This is a genomic window from Bacillus sp. L_1B0_5 (assembly GCF_000836715.1).
GTDB lineage: Bacteria > Bacillota > Bacilli > Bacillales > Bacillaceae_G > Bacillus_A > Bacillus_A thuringiensis_S.
Map to the genome: position 1 here is coordinate 1 of NZ_JXIS01000093.1, position 22408 is coordinate 22408.

Consider the following 22408-nt stretch of genomic DNA (forward strand, 5'->3'; position numbering starts at 1 on the left):
TAGAGAAGACTTTCTCCACAGCCTGAGTAAAAAAGAAGGTGAACTCTTTAAAGAGTTCACCTTCTTTTTTACTAATGTTGAGAAATAATAGATTATTTTGGTTGGTATTTAAGCATTCTTCTATTTATGTATAATAAAGTTGGAATTCTATATTTTGGGAGGAACAAGAGTGAGACAACAGGTGAAGAAACTTCTTTTAACAACGAGTATAGCGTTATTGGTAGCTCCAATTTCAGCTTATGCGCATCCAGGGCGTACAGATGCTAATGGCGGACATACGTGTCGTACAAATTGTGAGAAATGGGGATTACAGTACGGGGAATATCATTATCACAATAAACCAGCTTCTAGTAGTGGTGCAACGAGCCCAGCTCCTAGCCAGAATAATAATAGTGCTGTAGAAGCTGAGAGACAAGCAGAAGCACAGCGCAATACTGAGGCTGAAAAACAACGTGCTGCAGAAGCACAGCGTAATGCTGAGGCTGAAAAACAACGTAATGCAGAAGCACAGCGTAAAGCTGAAGAAGAGAGACAACGTGTAGCCGAGGAACAAAGAAAAGCTGAAGAGGCACGTAAACAAGAGGAAGCGCAGCGCCAAGCTGATATGGAAAAAGGTCAACTTGAAGGTCAAAAGAATGGAGAAACTGATTTTAAAGCAGGAAAAAATGATGCAGAAGTGCATCTAGCTGGAAAATCTGATGCATATAAACAAGCGTTTAAAGCGACTTATGCAGCCGCATGGTCTTTAGAAGAGCAGAAGAAAACGCATTTTGAAAAAGGAAAAGAACAAGGTTTAGCACAAGAGACGATGGACGATAGTCAAGTTGCTGCAGAGTTTAAGGTAAACTTTGTAGACGGGTTCAAAGTAGGGAATAAAGAAAGAACAGAAAAAATTGAAAAAGAGCAAGCTGAATTAGGGGAAAAGACAGGGAAAGAACTAGCCGAAAAGAATCCTGGAAATAGAGAGAAAGAAGTATACGTGAAGGCATATGAAACAGCGTATGAAAAAGGCTATAAGTCTACAAAAAAGGCAGTAGAAAAAGCTGGCTATAAGTATGCATTTGAAAACTATGATTTAAAAGTTCCTGCTAAGTATGAAAGAAATGAATTGTTAAAGAAATGGTTTACTGAAGGATTTAAATCGAATAAAAAAGCAGCGGAAATTCGAGAAGAAGGGTATAAAAAGGGAGACAGCTGGTTCTCATTCTTCTATAAGAGTTTCGTACCAAGTGAATATAAAGAACATAAAGAGCTGTACGAACAAGCAATAGAAAAAGGTAAAACAGCATAAAAAAAGATGAGGATAAATTCCTCATCTTTTTTAATCCATCCATTTCACTAATTTCTTAGAAATTAATAATAAAACACAACCTAATACAATTGCCACAGCGCCAATAACTGTGAATACTTCAGCGTATCCAAGTGAAGTTGTGAAGCTTGCAAGTTGTCCGCCTAAAATGTTGGCGATACCTGAACTTGCTAGCCATACACCCATTAGTAAAGATGCTAATTTTACCGGAGCAAGCGCACTAACCATTGATAGTCCGACAGGTGATAAGAATAGTTCACCTAACGTATGGAAAAGATACGTAAAGACGATAAATAGTAAGTTTGCTTTTTCTGTAATGTTATGTTCATCACTACCTGTTTTTAATGTAGCGATAACGAGAATGATATAACCGATACCGAGCAAGATCATCCCAAGTCCCATTTTAGTTGGGATTTTTAAATCACCGCGCTTGCGAGTTGCAAGTTTTGCCCATAATGCAGAAATGACTGGAGCAAGCAAAATAATAAATAATGGATTGACCGATTGGAACCAAGATGTTGGAACTTCCCATCCGAACACAGAGCGGTCTACAAATTTGTTTGTATATAATGTTAATGAGCTACCAGCTTGTTCAAAGCCAGCCCAGAAGAAGACAACGAAGCATGTTAAAATGACGATAACTGCGGTACGTTGTTTTTCTTTTTTTGTTAATGGTGTATCTCCTACTGATGGTTGTCCAGCAGCTGTTTGTAAATCGCGAGTTGGTTTTTTACCGATATTACCAAGGAAGCGATTTGATAGTGTTGTAAATAAAATTTGTCCAATAATCATTCCGATTGAAGCGGCTAAGAAACCGTAACGGAATCCGTAATGTACAACGCCATCAACTGTTGTTTTGAATAAATTTTCTGATAAAAATCCGCAAACGAGTGGAGCTAAAAATGACCCGACGTTAATACCCATATAGAAAATGGTAAATGCACTATCACGTTTTGGATCGTTCTCTTCGTATAATTCCCCAACCAGTGTAGAGATGTTCGGTTTGAAGAATCCGTTACCGATAATAATAAGCGCTAATCCGAGGTATAGGCCTAATTGGTTTTGCAAGGCAAATAGTGTAAGGTTACCGATTGCCATTGTTATACCACCAATTGTGATCGCTTTTCGTCTACCTAGAAAACGATCTGTTAAGTATCCACCAATCATTGGTGTGAAATAACAGGCTCCAGTGTAAAATCCGTAAATAGAGAGTGCCCATGCGGGACTAAACCCAAGACCACCGCTTACTAAAGCTGTCGTTAAATATAATGTTAATAATCCTCGTAATCCATAGTAACTAAATCTTTCCCACATTTCTGTAAAGAAGAGTAAGTATAAACCTGGAGGATGTTTCTTTTTTCTTTGTTGTTCTTTTTCTAGTTGTATCGTTGATTCCATTTTATTTTCCTCCTGACACAAACAAAAACAAAGTTAATAATTTTGTACATTTAATATTTTACCTTATTAACTATTATAAGTCAATAAAGGTTGATTTTTCAGAAGAAATTGGAAAAGGGGGATATCTATAGAAGGGGTGTTTCTTTTGTGATAGACTATGGACTATGTTTTCTTTGTAAGGAAGCGGGTTATTGTGCTTTTTTTATATGTGGAATTGATTTCACAAGAGATGAAATTAAAGAAGGAGAAAGAAATGAAATTGTTACAGAAAAAAGAAATTTTACTTATTAGTCTTATGTTATTTTCGATGTTCTTTGGAGCAGGGAATCTTATATTCCCACCTTTTCTTGGATATGAAGCAGGAGAACATGTGTGGATTTCATTAGTAGGATTTATTATATCAGCAACAGGTCTTCCTATATTAGGTGTTATTTCTATTGCGAAAGCAGGAAGTTTTCAAACGTTAGCGGGTAGAGTTCATTCTTCATTTGCAATTATTTTTCCATGTATCGTGTATGTATTTATTGGACCTGGGCTTGGTATACCACGTGCGGGAAGTTTAGCTTTTGAAATGGGGCCAGGTCAGTTATTCCCTGAAGCAGGAAGCGGAGTATTATTGTTTTACACAGTTATTTTCTTTAGTATTGTTTACTGGTTAAGTTTATCACCATCTAAGTTAATGGGTTTGTTTGGGAAAGTTTTAACACCATTATTATTATGTATGATTGCCATTATTTTTATAAAAAGTATGTTTACATCAGTAGGTGGCGTGAAAGAGGCTGCGGGGAATTATGGACAAGCTCCTATGTTTCAAGGATTTTTAGATGGATATTTAACAATGGACGCGTTAGCTGCTTTAATTTTTGGAATTGTGATTGCAAATGCATTACGTGCAAAAGGTATTGAAGATGATAAAGGTTTAGCGAAATATATGAGTATTGCTGGAATCGGGGCGGGCCTATTATTATCGATTATTTATGTCATCCTTGGATATGTGGGGTCAATTAGTGGTTCATTAGGAACATTTGATAACGGTGCGAAAGTGTTAGCACAAGTGATGACCACATTAGTTGGACAGGGCGGAGTCGTTTTATTGGGTCTTATTTTTACTATCGCGTGTTTATGTGTTTCAATTGGACTTGTTACGTCTTGTAGTCAATTTTTTGCAAGTGCATTTCCGAAAGTATCTTATAAAGTTTGGGCATTTATAGTAAGCGTTGTTAGTATGATCTTAGCTAATTTAGGATTAACGCAAATTTTAAAAGTGTCAGTACCAATTCTTGGATTTATTTATCCGATTGCATTAACACTTATTATTCTAGGTTTATTCCATAAGTATATGGGAAAGTATGCATACGTATATGCAGTGACCGTTGGGGTTTTAGCGATATTTAGTGCAATTGATATTTTAAATAAAAATGTAATGATGAATCAGTGGACGTCAGTATTAAAATACATTCCATTTTATACAGAAGGTGTTGGGTGGAGTGTTCCAGCTATTATAGGCGTGTGTGTTGGTGTCATCGTTAGCATTGTTCTAAATAAGAATAAATGAGTAAAAAGGTGTTTTCCTATTTTGGGAAGGCATCTTTCTTTTTTTGGAAAAAATACTATTGAAAATGAATAGACTAAGAGTATGATAAAGATAATTGGTAATATATAGGTTTAATGAGAGGTACGAATAAGGGGGTAGCGTATGAAGAAGGATTTGGATAAGAAAATAGAAGCACTCGAAACGGCAATTGAAACAATTCAAGAAGCACTTGCTGAATTAAAAGTGAAGCAAAGGGAAATAGAAGTAGAGAACGCTCAGCAACATGTTAGTAAGGAAAAGAAAGAATATATTGAAACGGTAATGGAGGAAAAGCCAAAAGAAGAAATAGTTACGATAAAAGAGCCTGTGCAAGAATATGAGGTAAAACAAGTAGATATATCTGCTTTTAAACCAGAGCCATTTAATATTATTAAGTTTTGTCAAACGTGGTTACCGCGTGTATTTGTCGGTATTATGTTGCTTGGAGTGATCTGGTTATTTAAAGCAGGGGTAGATGCTGGTTTATTAACACCAGCAATACGAATTGTGTTTGGTATCGCATTATCTATCGGTTTGTATTATATAGGAGATATTCAAATTAAAAGAGAGCGGCAGGCGTTAGGATTAGTATTGGTTGGAGGAAGTATTTCGGGGATTGTTTTAACGACGTTTGCGGCACATTATTTGTATGCATTTATTCCGGCAAGTATCGCGTTTCTCTTTAATATTGCATGGGTTATTTTAGGGATTTATTTAGCGAAAAGATATAACTCGGAATACCTTACTATCTTCGTAGCGGTAGGAGCGTTCTTCGTGCCATTCTTGTTAAATAGTACGACTCCTAATCCTTATATTTTCTTCGGATACGAGACGATATTAACACTTAGTTTATTATGGTATGGATTGAAAAATCGTTATAAATACTTATATATGATTTCTTACGCTGTTGCGGCCATTGTTCTTTTTGTCTTCTTTGCTGTTATGTCAATATTAGTAGAGAACTTGCAAATACAGTTAACGATTGTATATGGTTTGATTCATTTACTATTATTTTGGCATATGTTTACGGAGAGAAGTTTTATACCAGAACCACGTTTGGCGATATTTAGTGCGAATGCAGTTTTCTTTATACTAGCTATTGCCAAAATACCTGATTTTACAACATGGGGATTGATTATTAGTGCAATTGTGCACGCTGCTATGTTTGTGCTTGAGTATAGGAAGAATAGACATTCTATATTTACAAATCTCTTATTTGGTTTCGCGATGGGAGCATTTAGTTTAGCGATTTTATACGAGTATAGTTTAGTGAATGCAGCGATTGTACTATTATTACAAGGTTTCCTCGGCATGGTCACTTCTATTAAAGTAAAACAACAGATAAAATTGTATGTTAGTGCGACGGTTTATGCAATTGGAATGATACAGACGATTTTTAGCCCGTTTGATGAATTTATTTCGGCAGGTTTTGTTGCTCATCTTATTTTAATAGGAACGTTCTATTATTGCATGAGACAAGCGAAAGAAGTGTTAGCGAGTATGGGTAAGTATGTGTACTCTATAGCGCTCTACTGGTTAATGGTCATTGTATTTATTACAATCACTAGAATTGGTGAAGTTCTTTCTACAGATGGAAGTATAATTAGCGTATCTGTATCGTTATTATGGATGATATATGCGTTATTTGCAGTTTGGTTTGGTCGTTATAGACAGATGAATGAAATATTATATGCTGGATTAATCGTATTAGTAGTAACGGTAGGGAAGTTATTCCTACTTGACTTACCAGAGGTATCGATGATGATTAGGGCAGTGTTATTCCTAATCGTCGGTAGTATAGGTATCGTTATTTCAAGAATGTTTTTCTCGAAGGAAGAGAAGTGAGAAGAAGGCAATCCATGTATGGATTGCCTTCTTCATTATTTTTTATTAATCGTTACAGTTTCATTATATTTCGCTGTTGTATTTTGACGTAGACGAAGCGTTGCTTGTCCAGTTGTATTTGAATCAATCTGTACATTTACAACTTTTTCAGCAGAGCCTAAGCTGTTTGTTGTGAAAGAGAATGCACTACTATATCCGAAAGCAGATGGCCAAGTGCCGTTTGTATTTTGAACTTTTGCTACTTGTGTTCCACCAGTAGTGAATATACCTAAAGAATAGTTGTTATAAGTTGTATTAGGTAGTAAGTTATTTACTTGAATCTTCATTTGGAAAATTTCATTGTTTGGTAGAATGCTAGGGTGTGTAACGACGTAGTCGCTTGTTGTTACCGCACCGTTATAACCGTATGAACCTGGTTTAAAAGTATTTGTATTAAACCATTGATAACCTGCATTTGGTGCACTCCAAGGTTCAGGTTGTGGTTCTGTTGATAAGCTTGGCTGTTCAAATGTTTGTAGAGCTGTATTTGAATCAAGCTGTAAACCATTTACTTGATCTAAACTTGTAAATGTCTCTTTATTCGATAACCAATTTACGATGTTTTCTAATAAAATCGCATCGTTTTCTTCTTTATAACCATCGTAAGTTTTCTTTGTTTGGCCAGAATCTTCACGAACGTACTTTGGTGTAGCATCTTCAACAGGAGAAGAGTCACCAATAAAGGCAGCTTTTCCAAGTCCTACTTTTGCAATTGCAGCATATGGGCCTTCTGCAATACCACCGCCATTATAAACGCCACTATCAACAGCGTTATTCCATTTTGATGGATTTTCTGGAAGGTAAACAAGTCCTTTTGCTAGTTTTGGGTTTGTAATTGCTAGAGTAGAACCAGCATGCATTGCTACAGAAGAGACACCTTTTGTAATTCCGAAAGATTGTTCAGGCGATACAATTGTTTTCGCTGAAACATCACCAAGTGCATTGTAGCGGAAGCGAATACCGAAGTTGTCAGATAGCCAATCAGAGCTTTCTACTCCTTGCATAGCTTGTGAATTTGCTTCTTCATTAGACATTCCTTTTGCTGGATTATCCCAAGCACCGCGTCTATATCCATTAAATACTTCAGAAGAGTCCCAGCGATTTTTATTACGATCCGCATTGTAATGATCGGCAATAAAGAAGATACTACCACCATTTTTTACATATTGTAACATAGCGTCCTGCTCAGATTTTTTGTAAGGAATATTAGCTTCTGGAACGATAAATACATTGTAACCATTTAAGTCTTCGTACGTAATAGGTGTTGATTTACGAAGTTCTTTTACGTGATATCCGTTTTTTGCAATGCCGTTTCCGAAGTCAGAAAAGCCGCCGTCAATAACCCAGTCAGCTGTCCCAGCAGTTTGACCGTGTGTATTATCGAATAATACTTTCTTCCCATTGTTTTGATTTACAACTTTTGCAGCAATTTCAGGAGCTGGGTCTACAGAGCTTTCGGCATAAGTAGACGGTATGAACGAGGTCCCTATACTTAGTGTAATTGCTGTTGCTAAAGAAAATGTAATCCATTTTTTATTCTTCATAGAAGAATCCCCCTAATAATAAATATATGTGCTTTAATAATGTAATTTATTTTTCTGTAAAAATAAAGACGGAAAACATAAAAAATATTAAAAGATTGTAAAAATACCGTGAATTTTGTTGAGAAATATTTATATAGATATAAAAGCACCCCTTCCAAGTAATAAGGAAGGGGTATTTTGCTTAACTAATTTTTGAGTTAGGTGTTTCATCAATCTTATGAAACCCTTTCATGTAATATACGATTGCTAAGCCGATAAGCCAAATTGGGCCGACAATCAATGCAATTCGTGTATCTTCTGAATACGCCATTATACCTAGTACTAATACAAGGAAAACAAGTGAGAAATATGAGCTTAATGGGTATAAAGGCATTTTATACGATAACTTTTGTTTATTTTGAGTAGGTAAGCTTTTACGGAATTTAATTTGAGCAACTAATATAATTCCCCAAGTCCAAATTGCGCCGAAAGTTGAAATGCTAGTAAGCCATGTAAATACCTTTGCAGGTACGAGATAGTTTAATATAACACCAATGAGTAAAACGATAGCGGTTGCTACAATTCCTTGGCTTGGAATGCCGTTTTTATTTAAACGACCAAATCTTTCAGGAGCTTTTTTCTGCTGAGCTAATGTAAATAGCATACGGCCTGTACTAAATAAACCACCGTTACAAGAAGAAAGAGCTGCTGTTAATACGACAAAGTTAATAATACCTGCTGCTTTTGCGATACCAATTTGCTGGAATGTTAATACGAATGGGCTTCCTTTCTCACCAAGTTCGTTCCATGGATAAATTGCCATCATAACGAATAGAGCTCCTACGTAGAACAGTAATATTCTCCAAAACACGTTATCAATTGCTTTTGCGAGTGTTTTCTTCGGATTTTGAGCTTCACCAGCTGTAACACCGATTAATTCAACGCCTAAATAAGCGAATAGTACCATCTGCATGGAGAGTAGTAACCCAGAAAAACCATTTGGGAACCAGCCACCATGTGACCAAAGGTTTGAAATACCAGTAGCGATACCACCGTTTCCGAATCCGAATAAAATAATACCAGCGCCGACTACTATCATACAGATAATTGTGACAATTTTAATGAGAGCAAACCAAAACTCAAGTTCTCCAAATACTTTTACCGATAAGAAGTTAAAAGCGCTCATTAACAATAGAGCAAGTAACGCCCAAGTCCAGCGCGGGATATCTGGAAACCAGTACTGCATGTAAATACCAGCTGCTGTAATTTCAGCCATACAAGTAACAACCCATAAGAACCAGTAATTCCAACCAGTAATATAACCAGCGAGTGGGCTGATATAATCATATGCATATTTACTAAAAGAACCGGCAACAGGTTGTTCAATTGCCATTTCCCCGAGAGCTCGCATAATGAAAAAAATAACGAGTCCGGCAATCATATAGCCTAGTAAAATAGAAGGACCGGCTAGTTTAATAGCGGAAGCGGATCCTAAAAATAGCCCAACACCAATAGCTGAGCCAAGTGACATTAAAGTAATATGTCGTTCTTTTAAACCACGATTTAAAGTTCCAGATTTGTTTGTGTGCTGCATAAGAAGAATCCCCCTTGTAGAGTGAACGATATTTGAATGCGTTTACTAAATATTTAACTATTTCAAATTATAAAACATTTCCATCTGTTATGCTACAAAAATAATCATAATGAACTGTACTACATCTGTATTTGTCAGACTTAAACTTAAAATTCGAACTATTAGGGAATATATTGACTCTTCTTTTTATTGATTGTTAAGATTAAGTATTATATTTTCTCACATACTAGTAAGAAAAGAATGTGTGATAATAATTCAGGTGTAGGAAGGGTACATAAGCATGTTTCAATTACAAAAATATAACACTTCTGTGAAGCAAGAGTTTTTAGCTGGCATCACAACTTTTTTTACATTTGCGTATATTCTTGTCATCAATCCAAAAATATTATCTGATGCAGGTATACCATTTGACCAAGCGTTTACAGCAACAATTATTGCAACCGTTGTTGGAACAGTAGGTATGGCGATTTTCGCGAATTACCCGATTGTTATTGCTCCAGCTATGGGAATGAATGCATATTTTGCTTATTCTGTTGTACAGAAGGCAGAAGGGATTACATATGTAGTTGCCTTTTCAGCTGTATTTGTAACGGGGATTATTTTTCTTTTATTATCTTTTACTTCGTTTAGGCAAAAGTTAATTTTAGCAATTCCTGATAGTTTAAAGCATGCAATTGCAGGTGGAATTGGACTATTTATTGCTTTTATTGGATTGCGCCTTTCTGGAATTATCGTGGATCATCCGTCTAATTTAGTTACGATTGGTGATTTTCATTCTCCAGCCGTTATTTTAACTTTAATTGGTTTAATATTAGCGGCGGTATTAATGGCATTACGTGTGAGTGGTGCATTATTTATTAGTATGATTGTGACAGGAGTTATCGCCTTCTTTACAGGGCAATTGAAGTTTGCTGATAAAATTGTGGCGATGCCTCATTTGCCAGAGGGTATTATCGTTTCAAACCCAATCAATGCATTTTCAGATGTAATTGAATACGGATTATATGGTGTTGTATTTTCATTTTTACTTGTACTTTTATTCGATACAACAGGTGCATTACTTGGTTTAATTAAACAAGCAGGTTTAATTACAGACAATACAGAGAAGCGTTTTGGTAAAGCGTTTATTGCAGATGCAATTGGCGGGACTACAGGTTCTATCTTTGGAACAAGCCCAACAGCAGCGACGATTGAATCGTCAGCAGGTATTGCTGCAGGTGGGAAAACTGGATTAACAGGGATTGTAGTTGTTGGTCTAACAATTATAACGGCATTTTTCAGTCCTGTTATTGCTTCTTTATCAAGTGTAGCTGCTATTACAGCTCCTTCATTAATTATAGTAGGTAGTTTAATGGCACAAAGCATTCGAGATATTAATTGGAATGAATTTGAAGATGCGTTACCAGCATTTTTGATTTTTATAGGTATTCCGTTAACATCTAGTATTGCAAATGGAATCGCAATTGGATTTTTAGTATATCCGGTTTTGAAAATTGTGAAGGGTAAAGGAAAGGAAGTACATCCATTACTATACTTATTTACAATTTTATTTGGATGTCATTTATTTTTATAATATAGATATAGGAGAGGGAGCTTCTTATGAGAGGCTCCTTTTTTGTGTATAATAAAGTGAAACTATAGGCAGTAGTGGGGATTTATCCCCACTGTGTATTAGCCCGCATCAATCGGGATAATGTGGAAATTAAATTGATTTCGCAAAATATAAATTACCTAATGGAATATATATGTTACAATAAAGGTAGAGGAGGAACATGAATGGCTGTAAGTAAAATAAAAGTCGCGCGTGTTCAGTTAGATTTAACACAGCAAAAATTAGCAGAAAAAGTAGGCGTTACAAGGCAAACGATTAGTTTAATTGAGAAGGGGAAATACAACCCATCTTTAGATTTATGTTTGAAAATTTGTTATGCAGTAGATAAAACGTTGAATGATTTGTTTTGGGAGGAAAAGGAGTGATAGGATGAAAATCGTGAAAGATGAACGTTTAATGATTGAAGGGTTAAAACATATTAGATTAGTTTTCATCTTACAAAATATCGTCATACTAGCTATCGTCTTTTACCGCTATGTCTTGCAAGGGGCAGGATATGAAAATGTTTCGGATCTATTAATGGTATTTATGGGCGGGATCGTAGCCATTAACTTCTTAAATTTAAAACATTCTGTAGAGGCATATGAGCATACAGGTGGGGTATCACGTAGCTATTTCATGAAACTATTATTCATTCCGGTAGGTATTGTTATTGGACTGTTAGCTATTTGTATTATTGTAACACCGGATATTTCGATAAAAGAAATCAGTATAACAGCACTTATTATGTTTGCTTGTTTTTTAGGTCCTAGTTTATTTATCTACATGTATATGAAAAAGATAAAAAGTGAAGATTGAAATATAAGAAAAGCTTTCCCGTATTGAGGAAAGCTTTTCTTATATTTTTTTATACAGTACTTTATGAAGGCCAATCGGTTCAATTTCAAAGATTTCACCATGCTCCTGAAAGTCTAATCGCTTGTAATAGTCAGTTACAGTAATACGGCCATTACACCATAGGATGTTTGCTTTCCGTTCTTTTAAAATTTGTTCTGCCTTCTGAATTAAGGAGCTTCCAGCTCTTTTGTTCCGAAAGTTAGGTAATGTTGCCATTCCTCTTAGTCTATAATGGATACCATTTTGCAAATCAGGATATATTTCTTTTGAGAAGGAAGCAATGCTAATCAACTCATCGTTTATAAAGGCACCTAAGTGGAATGTGTCTTTTTCGTAGTCAGAAGAGTATTTACAGTTTGCTAGGGACTGATTAGGACGCAACACCGCTTGGCGTAATAAGTGTGTCTCGGATGCATCAATATACTGCACAGTGATCATATTATCATCCTTTCTTATAAACCTTTTTCTATAAGTTGTATAAAGAAGTATGCAGGTGCAGCGAGAAGACCGAGTATACTAGCGGTTCCGAGAAGGAGTGAAAGAAAAAGGCATGAGTATTTAACTCCATTTGATTTTTTCCAACCATAGCTGCAAATTTCAATGCTAACACCGATGAGAATAATGGCGACGAGTACTTCCGCTAATAATAAGAGAGCTAAAGTTACAATAGACATAATGTAATCCATCCTCATAATATGTGATAGTAACATTTTACCATATGAAATTAAAAAAATGCCCCTCAATTATGTGAGGGGCATTTTTTTACTCTAATATGTTTTTTAGTGTATCGATATGCTCTTTTGAACCTGTTACAAGTAATGTATCACCGTGTTGTAGTCTTGTATCACCATGTGGTATTAATGCTTTATTACCGCGGTAGATTTGAATCACAAGTACATCACCTAAAAACGGAAGGCGGCGAAGTGCAACGCCGTTATATTTATTGCTGCGTAGTTCAACTTCGCGTACTGTTTCGTTTGCAGTTGTAATTAAGCGAACGAGACTAGGTTTATCAATAAGTGCACGTAATAAAATACGTGTAGAGTTAATTGTTGAGAATACAGCGATATGTTCTTGCGTTGCTTTTTCTTGTAGAAGTGGATCTTCTACACTTGCAATAACATGTTCAACACCTAGCTCTTTTGCATGTTCTGCTAATAATAAGTTTTGTTCATCATCGCTTGTTGCAACAACGACGCGATCTGCATCAAATGCTGTTTGTTCAGTTAATGATGCGATTGTGATGTCATCTAATTTCACGATAGGGAAGTCATGCGATTTCGCTTCCTCATCATTTATTTTGTTTTGACGCATCATATATAGCGTTACGTCATAATCTTCTCGTTTTAAATCTAGTGATAACGGAAGGGTAATTCTGCTCGCGCCAATAATAGCTACTTTTGGTTTTGGTGTTTCTACTTTTGGGAACATTTTTTTAAACAATACAGGTGCAAAAATACAAGTAATAACTGCGCTTAAAATAAGAGAGGCAGATAAACTTGGACTGATGATCCCTAGTTTTTCACCAATTTGTGCAGCCGCAATAACTAAAGAAAGTGTCGATGTTAATAAGATTGCACTTCCAAGTACGATATTACGTGGATACCATTTTCGTAAGACGAGTGATGGTAAGAGTTTTGAAATAAAGAGTCCTACAATTAAGATTGGGATCATTAGCATGCTAGAAGGCTCTTTAAAAATAGACCATACCTCTAGATTTACACCAACCATTACGAAGAAAATAGGGATGAAGAAACCATAGCCGATGGAATCAAGTTTTTCCACCATATCTTCATTGGGTGATAATAACGATACAAGTACACCTGCTAAGAAGGCACCTAAAATATTTTCTGCTCCAACAGATTCCGATAACCCAACTAAGATTAAAATGAGTGCAAAAACAGCCCGTGTATCAATTTGTACACTACCAGCTTTTAAACTATCTAAGTATGGAATGTTTTTAAAGCGTTTTGCAATAAAGTAAATGACAATACCGGCACCGAATAGAAGAAGTAAGAGCCACATACTTTGGCCGCTTTCGGAATTTAATCCGACGAAAACAGCGAGTAAAATCATTGTAACTAAGTCTGCAATAACAGCAACTAATAAAATGATTTGTCCGATCGCAGTTTTTCCTAGGTTGTTTTCTTTTAATGTTGGTACAACAACCCCTAAAGAAATAGTTGAAATAATTAAAGTCATGAACATTGCATTATCTACAAATCCTAGCCATACGAATAGTAATGATAAGGCATAAGATAAGATGAAAATAAATAAGAAGATAATGCTTGCTGCTTGAAATGTATTTGGTTCGTTTGTCGTATTTTTTTTCCCTTTTTGTTTAAAGATAGAAAAGTCAATTTCTAAACCGCTTAAGAACATGAGGAAGATAAATCCTAATGTTGATAAAACTTGAAGCCATATATCTGGCTCAATAATATTAAACCCACTTTTACCTACAAAGATTCCTGCGATAATTTCTGCAACGACAACAGGAAGTGCTTTTAATTTAAAGCGTTGTAACAAAAGGGGAACGAAAAACGCGATTGCAACGACAACCATAAGTGATAGAACAGAAGTATGATGTTCCATTGCGTTCTCTCCCTTCAAATAAATATAGTACCTATTTAGCCATATAATAGGTAGAAAAGCAACGCATATGGATTCGATTTCATAAAGAAAGACTTTTCTTAAGATTTGTCATAATAAGTATATTTTTCATGATTCTGTTGTTAATTCCGTAATGTGGATGTAATAGGGGAGGAGAATAAAAAAAGACTGCTGAGATTCCTCAGCAGTCTTTTTCATGTACATTACATTGAGAAGAAGATCCATACAGTTAAACCGACTGTTGCAGTTGCAACGAAGAAACTGTATATCATTGTAAGAATTTGAACTCTTCCTTCTCCTTCTTTTAAATGCATGAACATAATTAATTGTAATAACGCTTGCGCAACAGCCATTATGATAATAGTTGTTAAGACTGTTGAAAGTGGCAATGTTGTGTAAAGTGCCACGTATAGCGCTAGGAACGTTAGTGCAAGCGATAAAATAAATCCGAAAACGTGTGACCAAGGGAATCCGCTATGCGCATGCCCGTTTGCTTGGTTATTATTTTGACCCATTTACGCCACCATCCCGTTCAAGTAAACTAGTGTGTAAATAAAGACCCAAACTAGATCAAGGAAATGCCAGTATAAGCTGATAATGAATACTTTACGAGCTGTAACTGGTGTTAAACCTCGTTTTAAAATTTGGATAATAACACAAGTTGCCCAAATGATACCGCCTGTTACGTGGGCTCCGTGCGTTCCAAGAAGAACGAAGAATGCAGATAGGAAAGCACTTGTTTGAATTGTTGCGCCTTCACCGATGTACATAATGAACTCTTCGATTTCAAAGAATAGGAAACCTGCACCTAAAAGTAATGTAAGGATGAACCATCCAAGCATTGCTTTTTGATTGTGCTTACGCATTTCGTGAATTACGATACCACATGTGAAACTACTTGTTAAAAGTAGTAATGTTTGAATTAAAAGCGTTTTAAGTTCAAACAGTTGCGCTGGAGTTGGGCCATCTGCCGTACGACCAGCAAGGACTAGATAAGAGGCGAAAAGTGTTGCGAACAGCATAATTTCAGCCCCAAGAAAAATCCAGAATCCTAGGATATTCAATCTGCTTTGTTCGGATTGATATTCCAAAGGTAAGCTTTTATCTAAAGCCGCCATGTCATTTCACCTCTCATGCTATATGTTCTGTTTCTTTAATTTCATCAACACTTACGTAGTAACCATCGTCATAATCGAATGAACGATAGATTAAGCAAGCTAAAATACCAATACCACCGATTGCTGCAAGCCAGAACCAGCTAAATACTAATGCGAAACCTGCAAGACCGAAGAATCCAGACGCAATAATAGGCACACCAGAGTTACTTGGCATGTGAATTGGTTTGATATCTTCTGCAGCTGGTGTAACTGTTTCTCCGCGTTTTTTCATGTACCAGAAAGCATCAGCTTCTTTGATTTCAGGAAGTTTCGCGAAGTTGTAATGTTGTACAGGAGATTGAGTTGCCCATTCAAGTGTACGGCCATCCCATGGATCTCCAGTTGTGTCACGTTCACCGTGACGTGCACTCCAAATTACGTTGTAGCAAAGAAGTAGGAAGCCGATACCCATCATTACCGCACCAACTGATGCGATTTGGTTTAGCCATCCCCATCCAAGACTTTCAGAGTAAGTGTACATACGACGAGTCATACCGTCTAAACCTAAGAAGTACATTGGGAAGAAACAGATGTTGAATCCGCTCATAAAGATCCAGAATGTCCATTTACCTAGGCGTTCATTTAACATATGACCAGTCATTTTTGGATACCAGAATGTGAATCCAGCAAGCATAGCGAATACTGTACCTGCGATTAATACGTAGTGGAAGTGAGCAATTAGGAAGTAGCTGTTATGGTATTGATAATCAGCTGCTGCCATTCCAAGCATAACCCCTGTAACCCCACCGACTACGAAGTTTGGAATAAATGCCAATGACCAAAGCATTGGAACTGTAAAACGGATACGTCCTTTATACAGTGTAAACAACCAGTTAAAGATCTTAACACCGGTTGGAATCGAAATCGCCATTGTCGAAATCGAGAAGAATGAGTTAACCGCTGGACCTGCACCCATCGTGAAGAAGTGGTGAAGCCATACGACGAAACTTAGTAAAGAAATTGCAACCATTGAGTATACCATCGCACTGTAACCGAATAGACGTTTACGTGAGAATGTACTAATGATTTCAGAGAAAATACCGAATGCCGGTAAAATAACGATATATACTTCAGGGTGACCCCATACCCAGAACAGGTTGGCCCATAACATCGGCATACCGCCGCTCGCCATCGTAAAGAAGTGAGCATCGAATAGACGGTCAAATGTCATTAATGCAAGAGCAACTGTTAATACTGGGAAAGCGAAAATAATAATAATTGTTGTAATTAAGATTGACCAAGTAAACATTGGCATTCTCATTAAAGTCATACCAGGTGTACGCATTTTTAAGATAGTAACAAGGAAGTTAATACCGGTCATTAGCGTACCGAGACCTGAAATCTGTAATGCAATTGCGTAGTAGTTATTTCCTACGCCTGAAGTAAACTCTGTACCTGCCATTGGGAAGTAAGAAGTCCACCCAGCGTCTGGAGAACCACCGATTACGAAAGCGATGTTGAATAACATTGCTCCGACAAAGAATAACCAGAAACTTAAAGCATTTAAGAACGGATATGCAACGTCACGAGCACCAATTTGTAATGGTACTACAAGGTTCATTAATCCCATAACGAATGGCATTGCCATGAAAAGAATCATTACTGTACCATGTGTTGTAAAGATTCCGTTATAGTGTTCTGCGTTTAAATAAGTTGTTTCTGGGAATGTTAACTGTGCACGGATCATTAAACCATCCATACCACCACGGAATAACATGATAACCGCAGAAATAATATACATGGCTCCGATTTTTTTATGGTCAACAGTTGTCAACCATTCGTCCCAAAGCCATTTCCATTTTTTATACTTTGTTAGTACGAAAATGATTGCTAATGTCACAAGAACGATAGAAGCGTCTGCACCGTAAATAATCGGGTCACCTGTGACAAAGAATTCATCAAGCTTCACTGTGTTCACTCCAATCTGTTGGAATAATAGCTATTATTTTTTGTTTTTGTAGTAGTTGTAATCACAATATTCAAGTGATTTTGGATCTACATAACTTAAGTGGTGACTAGAGAACGTCATGCGTCCAACTACACCAGGTTTAATAATTTCGTTGTATTTCTGTTCTGTTAACTTATCAGCGGTTTGTTGTACTTCTTTAACCCACTTGTCATATTTCTCTTTAGTTTTCGCTTCAACTTCGAACTCCATGTGAGTGAATCCTTCACCAGAGAAGTTCGCACTACGACCTAGGTAAGAACCTGGCTTATCAGCTTGTAAATAAAGATCCATAATCATGCCATCCATTGTGTACTTCATACCACCAAGTTCTGGTACCCAGAAAGCATTCATTGGGCCGACAGAAGTCAGTTTGAATTGAATTGGTACACCAGCTGGGATGTTTAAATAGTTAACGGTTTCAATTTTTTCCTCTGGGTAACTGAATAACCATTTCCAGTTTGCAGATGTAACATAAATTTCAACTGGTTTAATATGTTTGGACTCTTTCGGAACCTCTTCCGAAGCATAAGTTGCTTTTACTGTTGGAATCGATAATGCGATAACGATAATAACAGGAACAAGCGTCCAAATAATTTCTAGTAATGTGTTACCGTGTTGTTCAGGTGGCTCATAGTCCATATTCTCTGGTTTTTCACGATAACGAATCAAGATGACTGTAAACAGAATGAATACAATTGCGATAATTAATGACATAAGCAAGAATGACCAAACAATTAAATCATACTGTGCTTTTGCAACAGGTCCTTGCGGATTTAATACTGCGAGTTTTTTATCACAGCCACCGAGGAACAGAAGTAATGATAACGGAAGAAGCGAAGCCAACTTCCAAAACGCTTTCTTTAGTTGCACGATTGAAAATCTCCTTTCTCCTTGGATTGAAACTATGCCAATAAAACAATATAAACCTATTAATTTATAGAAGGCAATAGTTTTTGATATATTGTTAAAAAATAGACACAAATGCACACTTTTTAAGGTGAATATCATTTGTAACTTGATTACATTGTAAACTATTTTCCAGAGAAAAACGTGATTGTGAAAATTTTAAGATAAATAAAGTTATACCAGGATATCCAAGAAATAGAAAAAAGCTATCTTATCATAAGGAAGATAGCTGAATATTTTGTATATTTAGTTTATTTCTCGTGTGACAGTTCGTGGCTGTTCAAGTGTGACAACTTTTTTATATTTAACTTGGTATAAAATGTAACAAATAATCATAAATGGAATGCCACAATAAAGAGCAATTCTTTGATCTGGAATGAAAGCCAAACTAACAAATGTAATGAAATTAAGTGAGAACGCTACGATTGGAACTAGCGGATAGAGCGGTGTACGATATTTTAAATCATTTATGTCGCCACCATTTTTCACGAAATTTCTACGGAAGAAAAACTGTGAAGCGGCGATTGACATCCACACGACAACAGCAGCCATTGCTGCAATAGATGTTAAAACTAGAAAGACAGTATCTGCCGCAAATACACTTGTTAATAAAGAAAGGCTAGCGAAAATTAGGCTGAAAATTAGTGCATTTAGCGGTACACCTTTTTTAGTTAATTTCGTAAATGCTGGACTTGCCATTCCTTGTTTTGCCATCGCCCAAAGCATACGAGAATTTGCGTATAGACCAGAGTTAGCAACGGATAATACAGCTGTAATAATAACGAAGTTCATAATGTCTGCTGCATATGGTACACCGGCTACATCAAAAACAAGTACAAAGGGACTTTCGACTAGATTAGCCTCTTGCCATGGGAGTAAACCTACAACAACTGATATCGCTAAGACGAAGAAGAAGAGAGTTCGCCAAATTGTGTTTTTGATTGCTTTTGGAATTGTTTTTTCAGGGTTTTCACTTTCTCCTGAAGCGATTCCGATTAATTCTGTTCCTTGGAAGGAGTAATTTACTGTAATCATCGTAAGAAGAACAGCTAATGCGCCGTTTGGAAATAGCCCGCCATTTTCAGTGAAATTATGAAGCATTGGAGCTGGCTTTCCATTAAAGTCTAGTAGACCGAACATAACAGCGCCACCAAGTACGATGAAAATAACAATTGTCGCGACTTTTACACTTGCGAACCAAAACTCTGCTTCTGCATATGCTTTTGCTGATAAAGCGTTTACGAGGAAGAGTGCTGCTGCAAATGTAACGCACCAAATCCATGAAGAAACGTCTGGAAACCAGCGTTTCATTAAAATACTTACAGTTGTTAACTCTACTCCCACCGTAACAGCCCAATTTAGCCAATACATCCAACCGACAACAAATCCAAAACCAGGTGAAATAAATTTGCTTGCATAGCTTTGGAATGAACCTGCTTCTGGCATAGCAACGGATAATTCACCAAGACATAACATCGTTAAATACATAACAAATCCACCGACTAAAAATGCAAGAATAGCACCCCCAGGTCCGGCATTATGGACGATTTGACCAGATCCCATAAATAGACCGGTTCCGATAACGCCGCCGAGTGCAATCATAAATAGGTGTCTACTTTTCATTGTTCGTTTTAAATCTGTTTGTTCAATTTGTTGATTCATATGCCCCTCACCCCGTATTTTCTTGAATGTGTGAACTTCGTTTTATTCTGAGTTTTTAATCATTAGTGGGGGATGCAACACACACTCGGTTTATTTGCTATGAAATGAATGGAGTATGTAAAAAAACGAACTATGACTAAATACTCTAAGAATGTTTGTTAACATGGTGATATCTTCACTATGTTAACAATTTTGATTTTAGCAAAATATTCTGGAAATGTATATTTATTTTTCTTTTTATTAAAAATAATTAGAATTTTTATAATTAATTCTATGAGCGATAATTCACATGATCTTTCTAGCAAACTAGTAAGAAGAAGGGTACAATGATAAGAGTTGTGTCTGTAAAATAATAATTAATGGAGTTTTGTTTATAATGAAAAAGTTAAAATATCTTTTTGTTTTTGGGATTATACTTGCTGCTGCATTTTTTATAGGAAAAGATAAAATCATGCAAAAGGCGCAAGTTCTACGCTTAGAGTTTCTATCTGAAATGAAAGAAGCAGCTATGATTGAAGATGTTCCGTTTATTAAACAATTACCAGAATTACCTCGAGGATGTGAAGTGACAAGTTTAGCTATGTTGCTGCAATATAAAGGTGTACAAGTAGATAAGATGCAACTTGCTAGCGAAATTCATCGCGTTCCATTTGAACAAAATGGCGTACGGGGAAATCCTTACGAAGGGTTTGTTGGAAATATTTACACAAAGGCAGAGCCTGGATATGGTGTATATAATCAACCGATTTTTAATTTAGCAGAAAAATATGTTCCTGAAAAAGTAATTAATTTAACAGGTAGAGACATGCAAGATATATATAAAGTAATTAGTTCTGGTTCACCGGTATGGGTCATTATCAATACGACGTTTAAGCCGCTAGCTGAAAGTAGTTTTGAAACATGGAATACGAGTTCGGGCGAAGTGAAAATTACATATTATGAGCATAGTGCAGTAGTAATTGGATATGATCAAAACTTTGTATATGTAAATGATCCTCTTAAAAATAATCCGCGTTTGGCTGTTCCACGAGCAGAATTTGAGAAAGCTTGGGAGCAAATGGGAAAACAAGCAATTACTATTTTATGATAATGAAAAAGCCATCTTTTGGATGGCTTTTTCTTTTTAGTTTATCATCACTGAAAATTCAGAAGATTCTTTTAAAAGTTAACAATTCACGTTATAATAACATTTAACTTGGTGAAGAAGGAGTGAAGGGGTATGGATGTTGCAAAGGAACTTGTTTTGTCAAAAAATCAGTTAGTTGAGTGGAGAAGGCATTTTCATAAGTATCCAGAGTTATCTTTTCAAGAAGAAAAAACATCGCAGTTTGTGTTCGACATACTTCGAAAATCCCCGTATTTAGAAGTGTCACGGCCGACTAAATATAGTGTGATGGCAAAGTTAGTAGGTAAACAGCCGGGCAAAACAGTTGCGGTTCGAGCCGATATGGATGCTCTTCCTATTCATGAAGAAAATGAGTTTGATTTTATTTCTACATATAAAGGTGTGATGCATGCATGCGGTCATGATGGACATATAGCGATATTACTTGGAGTCGTACATAAGTTAGTGGAAGAAAGAGAGAAGATTAAAGGGGAGATTCGTTTTCTATTCCAACATGCTGAAGAGAATTTCCCTGGTGGTGCAGAGGAGATGGTTGCTGCAGGTGTAATGGAAGGTGTGGATTATATTATTGGTGCTCACCTTTGGGCGTCGTTAGAGGTTGGGAAAATAGGCGTTATTTATGGTCCTGCAATGGCTGCACCGGATGTTTTTAAAATTAAGATAGAGGGAAAAGGTGGACATGCTGGAATCCCTCATGAAACGGTGGATAGTATCGCAATCGGAACACAAGTCGTTTCGCAACTTCAGCAAATTGTATCTCGCCTCACGAATCCATTAGATTCTCTCGTAATATCTGTTACACAATTTCATGCGGGGACAACTCATAATGTAATACCAGAGCAAGCGGAGATTGAAGGGACAGTGAGAAGTTTAAGACATGAATTACGAGGTGAAACAGAGAAGAAGATTGAGCGGATTGTGAAGTATATTACGGAATCTTACGGAGCGAAATATACATTTTCATATGAATATGGATATCGACCAGTTGTAAATGACTATGAAGCTACAGATCTTATTGAACAAACGGCATTACAACTTTATGGAAGGGATAGAGTTGTTCGTTTACAGCCGACGATGGCTGGAGAAGATTTTTCAGCGTTTTTACAAAAGGCACCGGGGACATTCTTTTTTATCGGAGCAGGAAATAAAGAGAAAGGTATTATATATCCTCACCATCACCCTCGTTTTACAATTGACGAAGATGCATTACCGATTGGAGTCGAAGTCTTTGTATCAGCCATTATGAATTTTATAAGTAAAGGAGAATGA

19 protein-coding genes are annotated in these 22408 nt (G+C 36.4%); 8 read left to right on the forward strand and 11 right to left on the reverse strand.

The annotated features are described in order from the left end of the window. Positions 1 to 169 precede the first annotated feature (169 nt). Positions 170 to 1291, forward strand: coding sequence for a YHYH domain-containing protein (locus tag RT27_RS24765; RefSeq protein ID WP_029441640.1), 1122 nt, complete (start codon positions 170 to 172; stop codon positions 1289 to 1291). Between the two features lie 30 nt (positions 1292 to 1321). On the opposite strand, the gene RT27_RS24770 is transcribed toward RT27_RS24765, so the two are convergent. After that, positions 1322 to 2707 carry a peptide MFS transporter gene (locus RT27_RS24770; RefSeq protein WP_029441641.1) on the reverse strand — a complete coding sequence of 462 codons (1386 nt, stop codon included), beginning with the start codon at positions 2705 to 2707 and terminating at the stop codon, positions 1322 to 1324. 229 nt (positions 2708 to 2936) lie between these two features. Between RT27_RS24770 and brnQ the strand changes: the two genes are divergently transcribed. Both brnQ and RT27_RS24780 read left to right on the forward strand, forming a co-directional pair. Then, the gene (gene brnQ, locus RT27_RS24775) at positions 2937 to 4262 is read left to right on the forward strand and encodes a branched-chain amino acid transport system II carrier protein (protein ID WP_043937925.1); all 1326 of its coding nucleotides are present in this window, start codon (positions 2937 to 2939) and stop codon (positions 4260 to 4262) included. Between the two features lie 141 nt (positions 4263 to 4403). Further along, positions 4404 to 6125 (forward strand): DUF2339 domain-containing protein, encoded by a 1722-nt coding sequence (locus tag RT27_RS24780; protein ID WP_043937918.1) that lies wholly within the window; start codon positions 4404 to 4406, stop codon positions 6123 to 6125. Positions 6126 to 6160: 35 nt separating this feature from the next. Here RT27_RS24780 and RT27_RS24785 read toward each other — a convergent pair whose 3' ends face one another. Continuing rightward, complete coding sequence (locus tag RT27_RS24785) at positions 6161 to 7708, reverse strand: DNA-binding protein (RefSeq protein ID WP_043937920.1); 1548 nt, start codon at positions 7706 to 7708, stop codon at positions 6161 to 6163. Positions 7709 to 7889: 181 nt separating this feature from the next. Continuing rightward, entirely contained in the window at positions 7890 to 9281 is a 1392-nt protein-coding gene (locus tag RT27_RS24790; RefSeq protein WP_001164901.1) for an amino acid permease, read from the reverse strand. A gap of 280 nt (positions 9282 to 9561) precedes the next feature. Between RT27_RS24790 and RT27_RS24795 the strand changes: the two genes are divergently transcribed. The 3 genes from RT27_RS24795 to RT27_RS24805 all read left to right on the forward strand — a co-directional run bounded on the left by RT27_RS24795 (position 9562) and on the right by RT27_RS24805 (position 11691). Next, positions 9562 to 10854 (forward strand): NCS2 family permease, encoded by a 1293-nt coding sequence (locus RT27_RS24795; protein WP_016083503.1) that lies wholly within the window; start codon positions 9562 to 9564, stop codon positions 10852 to 10854. Positions 10855 to 11057: 203 nt separating this feature from the next. Then, on the forward strand, positions 11058 to 11258 hold the full coding sequence (locus tag RT27_RS24800) for a helix-turn-helix transcriptional regulator (protein ID WP_000301177.1): 201 nt from the start codon (positions 11058 to 11060) through the stop codon (positions 11256 to 11258). Between the two features lie 4 nt (positions 11259 to 11262). Further along, the gene (locus tag RT27_RS24805; protein ID WP_016083502.1) at positions 11263 to 11691 is read left to right on the forward strand and encodes a hypothetical protein; all 429 of its coding nucleotides are present in this window, start codon (positions 11263 to 11265) and stop codon (positions 11689 to 11691) included. A 39-nt stretch (positions 11692 to 11730) separates the two neighbouring features. Here the strand turns inward: RT27_RS24805 and RT27_RS24810 are convergent, their stop codons facing one another. From RT27_RS24810 to RT27_RS24845, 8 genes are all read right to left on the reverse strand, one after another. Beyond that, positions 11731 to 12168: a GNAT family N-acetyltransferase gene (locus RT27_RS24810; RefSeq protein WP_016083501.1), complete on the reverse strand. Its 438-nt coding sequence runs from the start codon at positions 12166 to 12168 to the stop codon at positions 11731 to 11733. 14 nt (positions 12169 to 12182) lie between these two features. Further along, positions 12183 to 12440, reverse strand: a complete 258-nt coding sequence (locus tag RT27_RS24815; protein ID WP_003260542.1) for a DUF4022 family protein — start codon at positions 12438 to 12440, stop codon at positions 12183 to 12185. Positions 12441 to 12492: 52 nt separating this feature from the next. Next, positions 12493 to 14322, reverse strand: coding sequence for a monovalent cation:proton antiporter family protein (locus tag RT27_RS24820; RefSeq protein ID WP_043937922.1), 1830 nt, complete (start codon positions 14320 to 14322; stop codon positions 12493 to 12495). Positions 14323 to 14543: 221 nt separating this feature from the next. Then, positions 14544 to 14855 carry a cytochrome aa3 quinol oxidase subunit IV gene (gene qoxD, locus RT27_RS24825; RefSeq protein ID WP_000531386.1) on the reverse strand — a complete coding sequence of 104 codons (312 nt, stop codon included), beginning with the start codon at positions 14853 to 14855 and terminating at the stop codon, positions 14544 to 14546. Then, positions 14856 to 15458 (reverse strand): cytochrome aa3 quinol oxidase subunit III, encoded by a 603-nt coding sequence (qoxC, locus tag RT27_RS24830; RefSeq protein WP_000729314.1) that lies wholly within the window; start codon positions 15456 to 15458, stop codon positions 14856 to 14858. A gap of 13 nt (positions 15459 to 15471) precedes the next feature. Next, positions 15472 to 17406: a cytochrome aa3 quinol oxidase subunit I gene (qoxB, locus tag RT27_RS24835; protein WP_016083499.1), complete on the reverse strand. Its 1935-nt coding sequence runs from the start codon at positions 17404 to 17406 to the stop codon at positions 15472 to 15474. Between the two features lie 33 nt (positions 17407 to 17439). Further along, positions 17440 to 18315 carry a cytochrome aa3 quinol oxidase subunit II gene (locus RT27_RS24840; RefSeq protein ID WP_001176166.1) on the reverse strand — a complete coding sequence of 292 codons (876 nt, stop codon included), beginning with the start codon at positions 18313 to 18315 and terminating at the stop codon, positions 17440 to 17442. A gap of 282 nt (positions 18316 to 18597) precedes the next feature. After that, complete coding sequence (locus RT27_RS24845) at positions 18598 to 20013, reverse strand: amino acid permease (RefSeq protein WP_016083498.1); 1416 nt, start codon at positions 20011 to 20013, stop codon at positions 18598 to 18600. A 376-nt stretch (positions 20014 to 20389) separates the two neighbouring features. Between RT27_RS24845 and RT27_RS24850 the strand changes: the two genes are divergently transcribed. Together RT27_RS24850 and RT27_RS24855 are read left to right on the forward strand one after the other, a co-directional pair. Beyond that, the gene (locus RT27_RS24850) at positions 20390 to 21100 is read left to right on the forward strand and encodes a C39 family peptidase (RefSeq protein ID WP_000734491.1); all 711 of its coding nucleotides are present in this window, start codon (positions 20390 to 20392) and stop codon (positions 21098 to 21100) included. A 132-nt stretch (positions 21101 to 21232) separates the two neighbouring features. Further along, a complete protein-coding gene (locus RT27_RS24855) occupies positions 21233 to 22408 on the forward strand; it encodes an amidohydrolase (protein WP_016083497.1) in 1176 nt (391 codons plus the stop codon).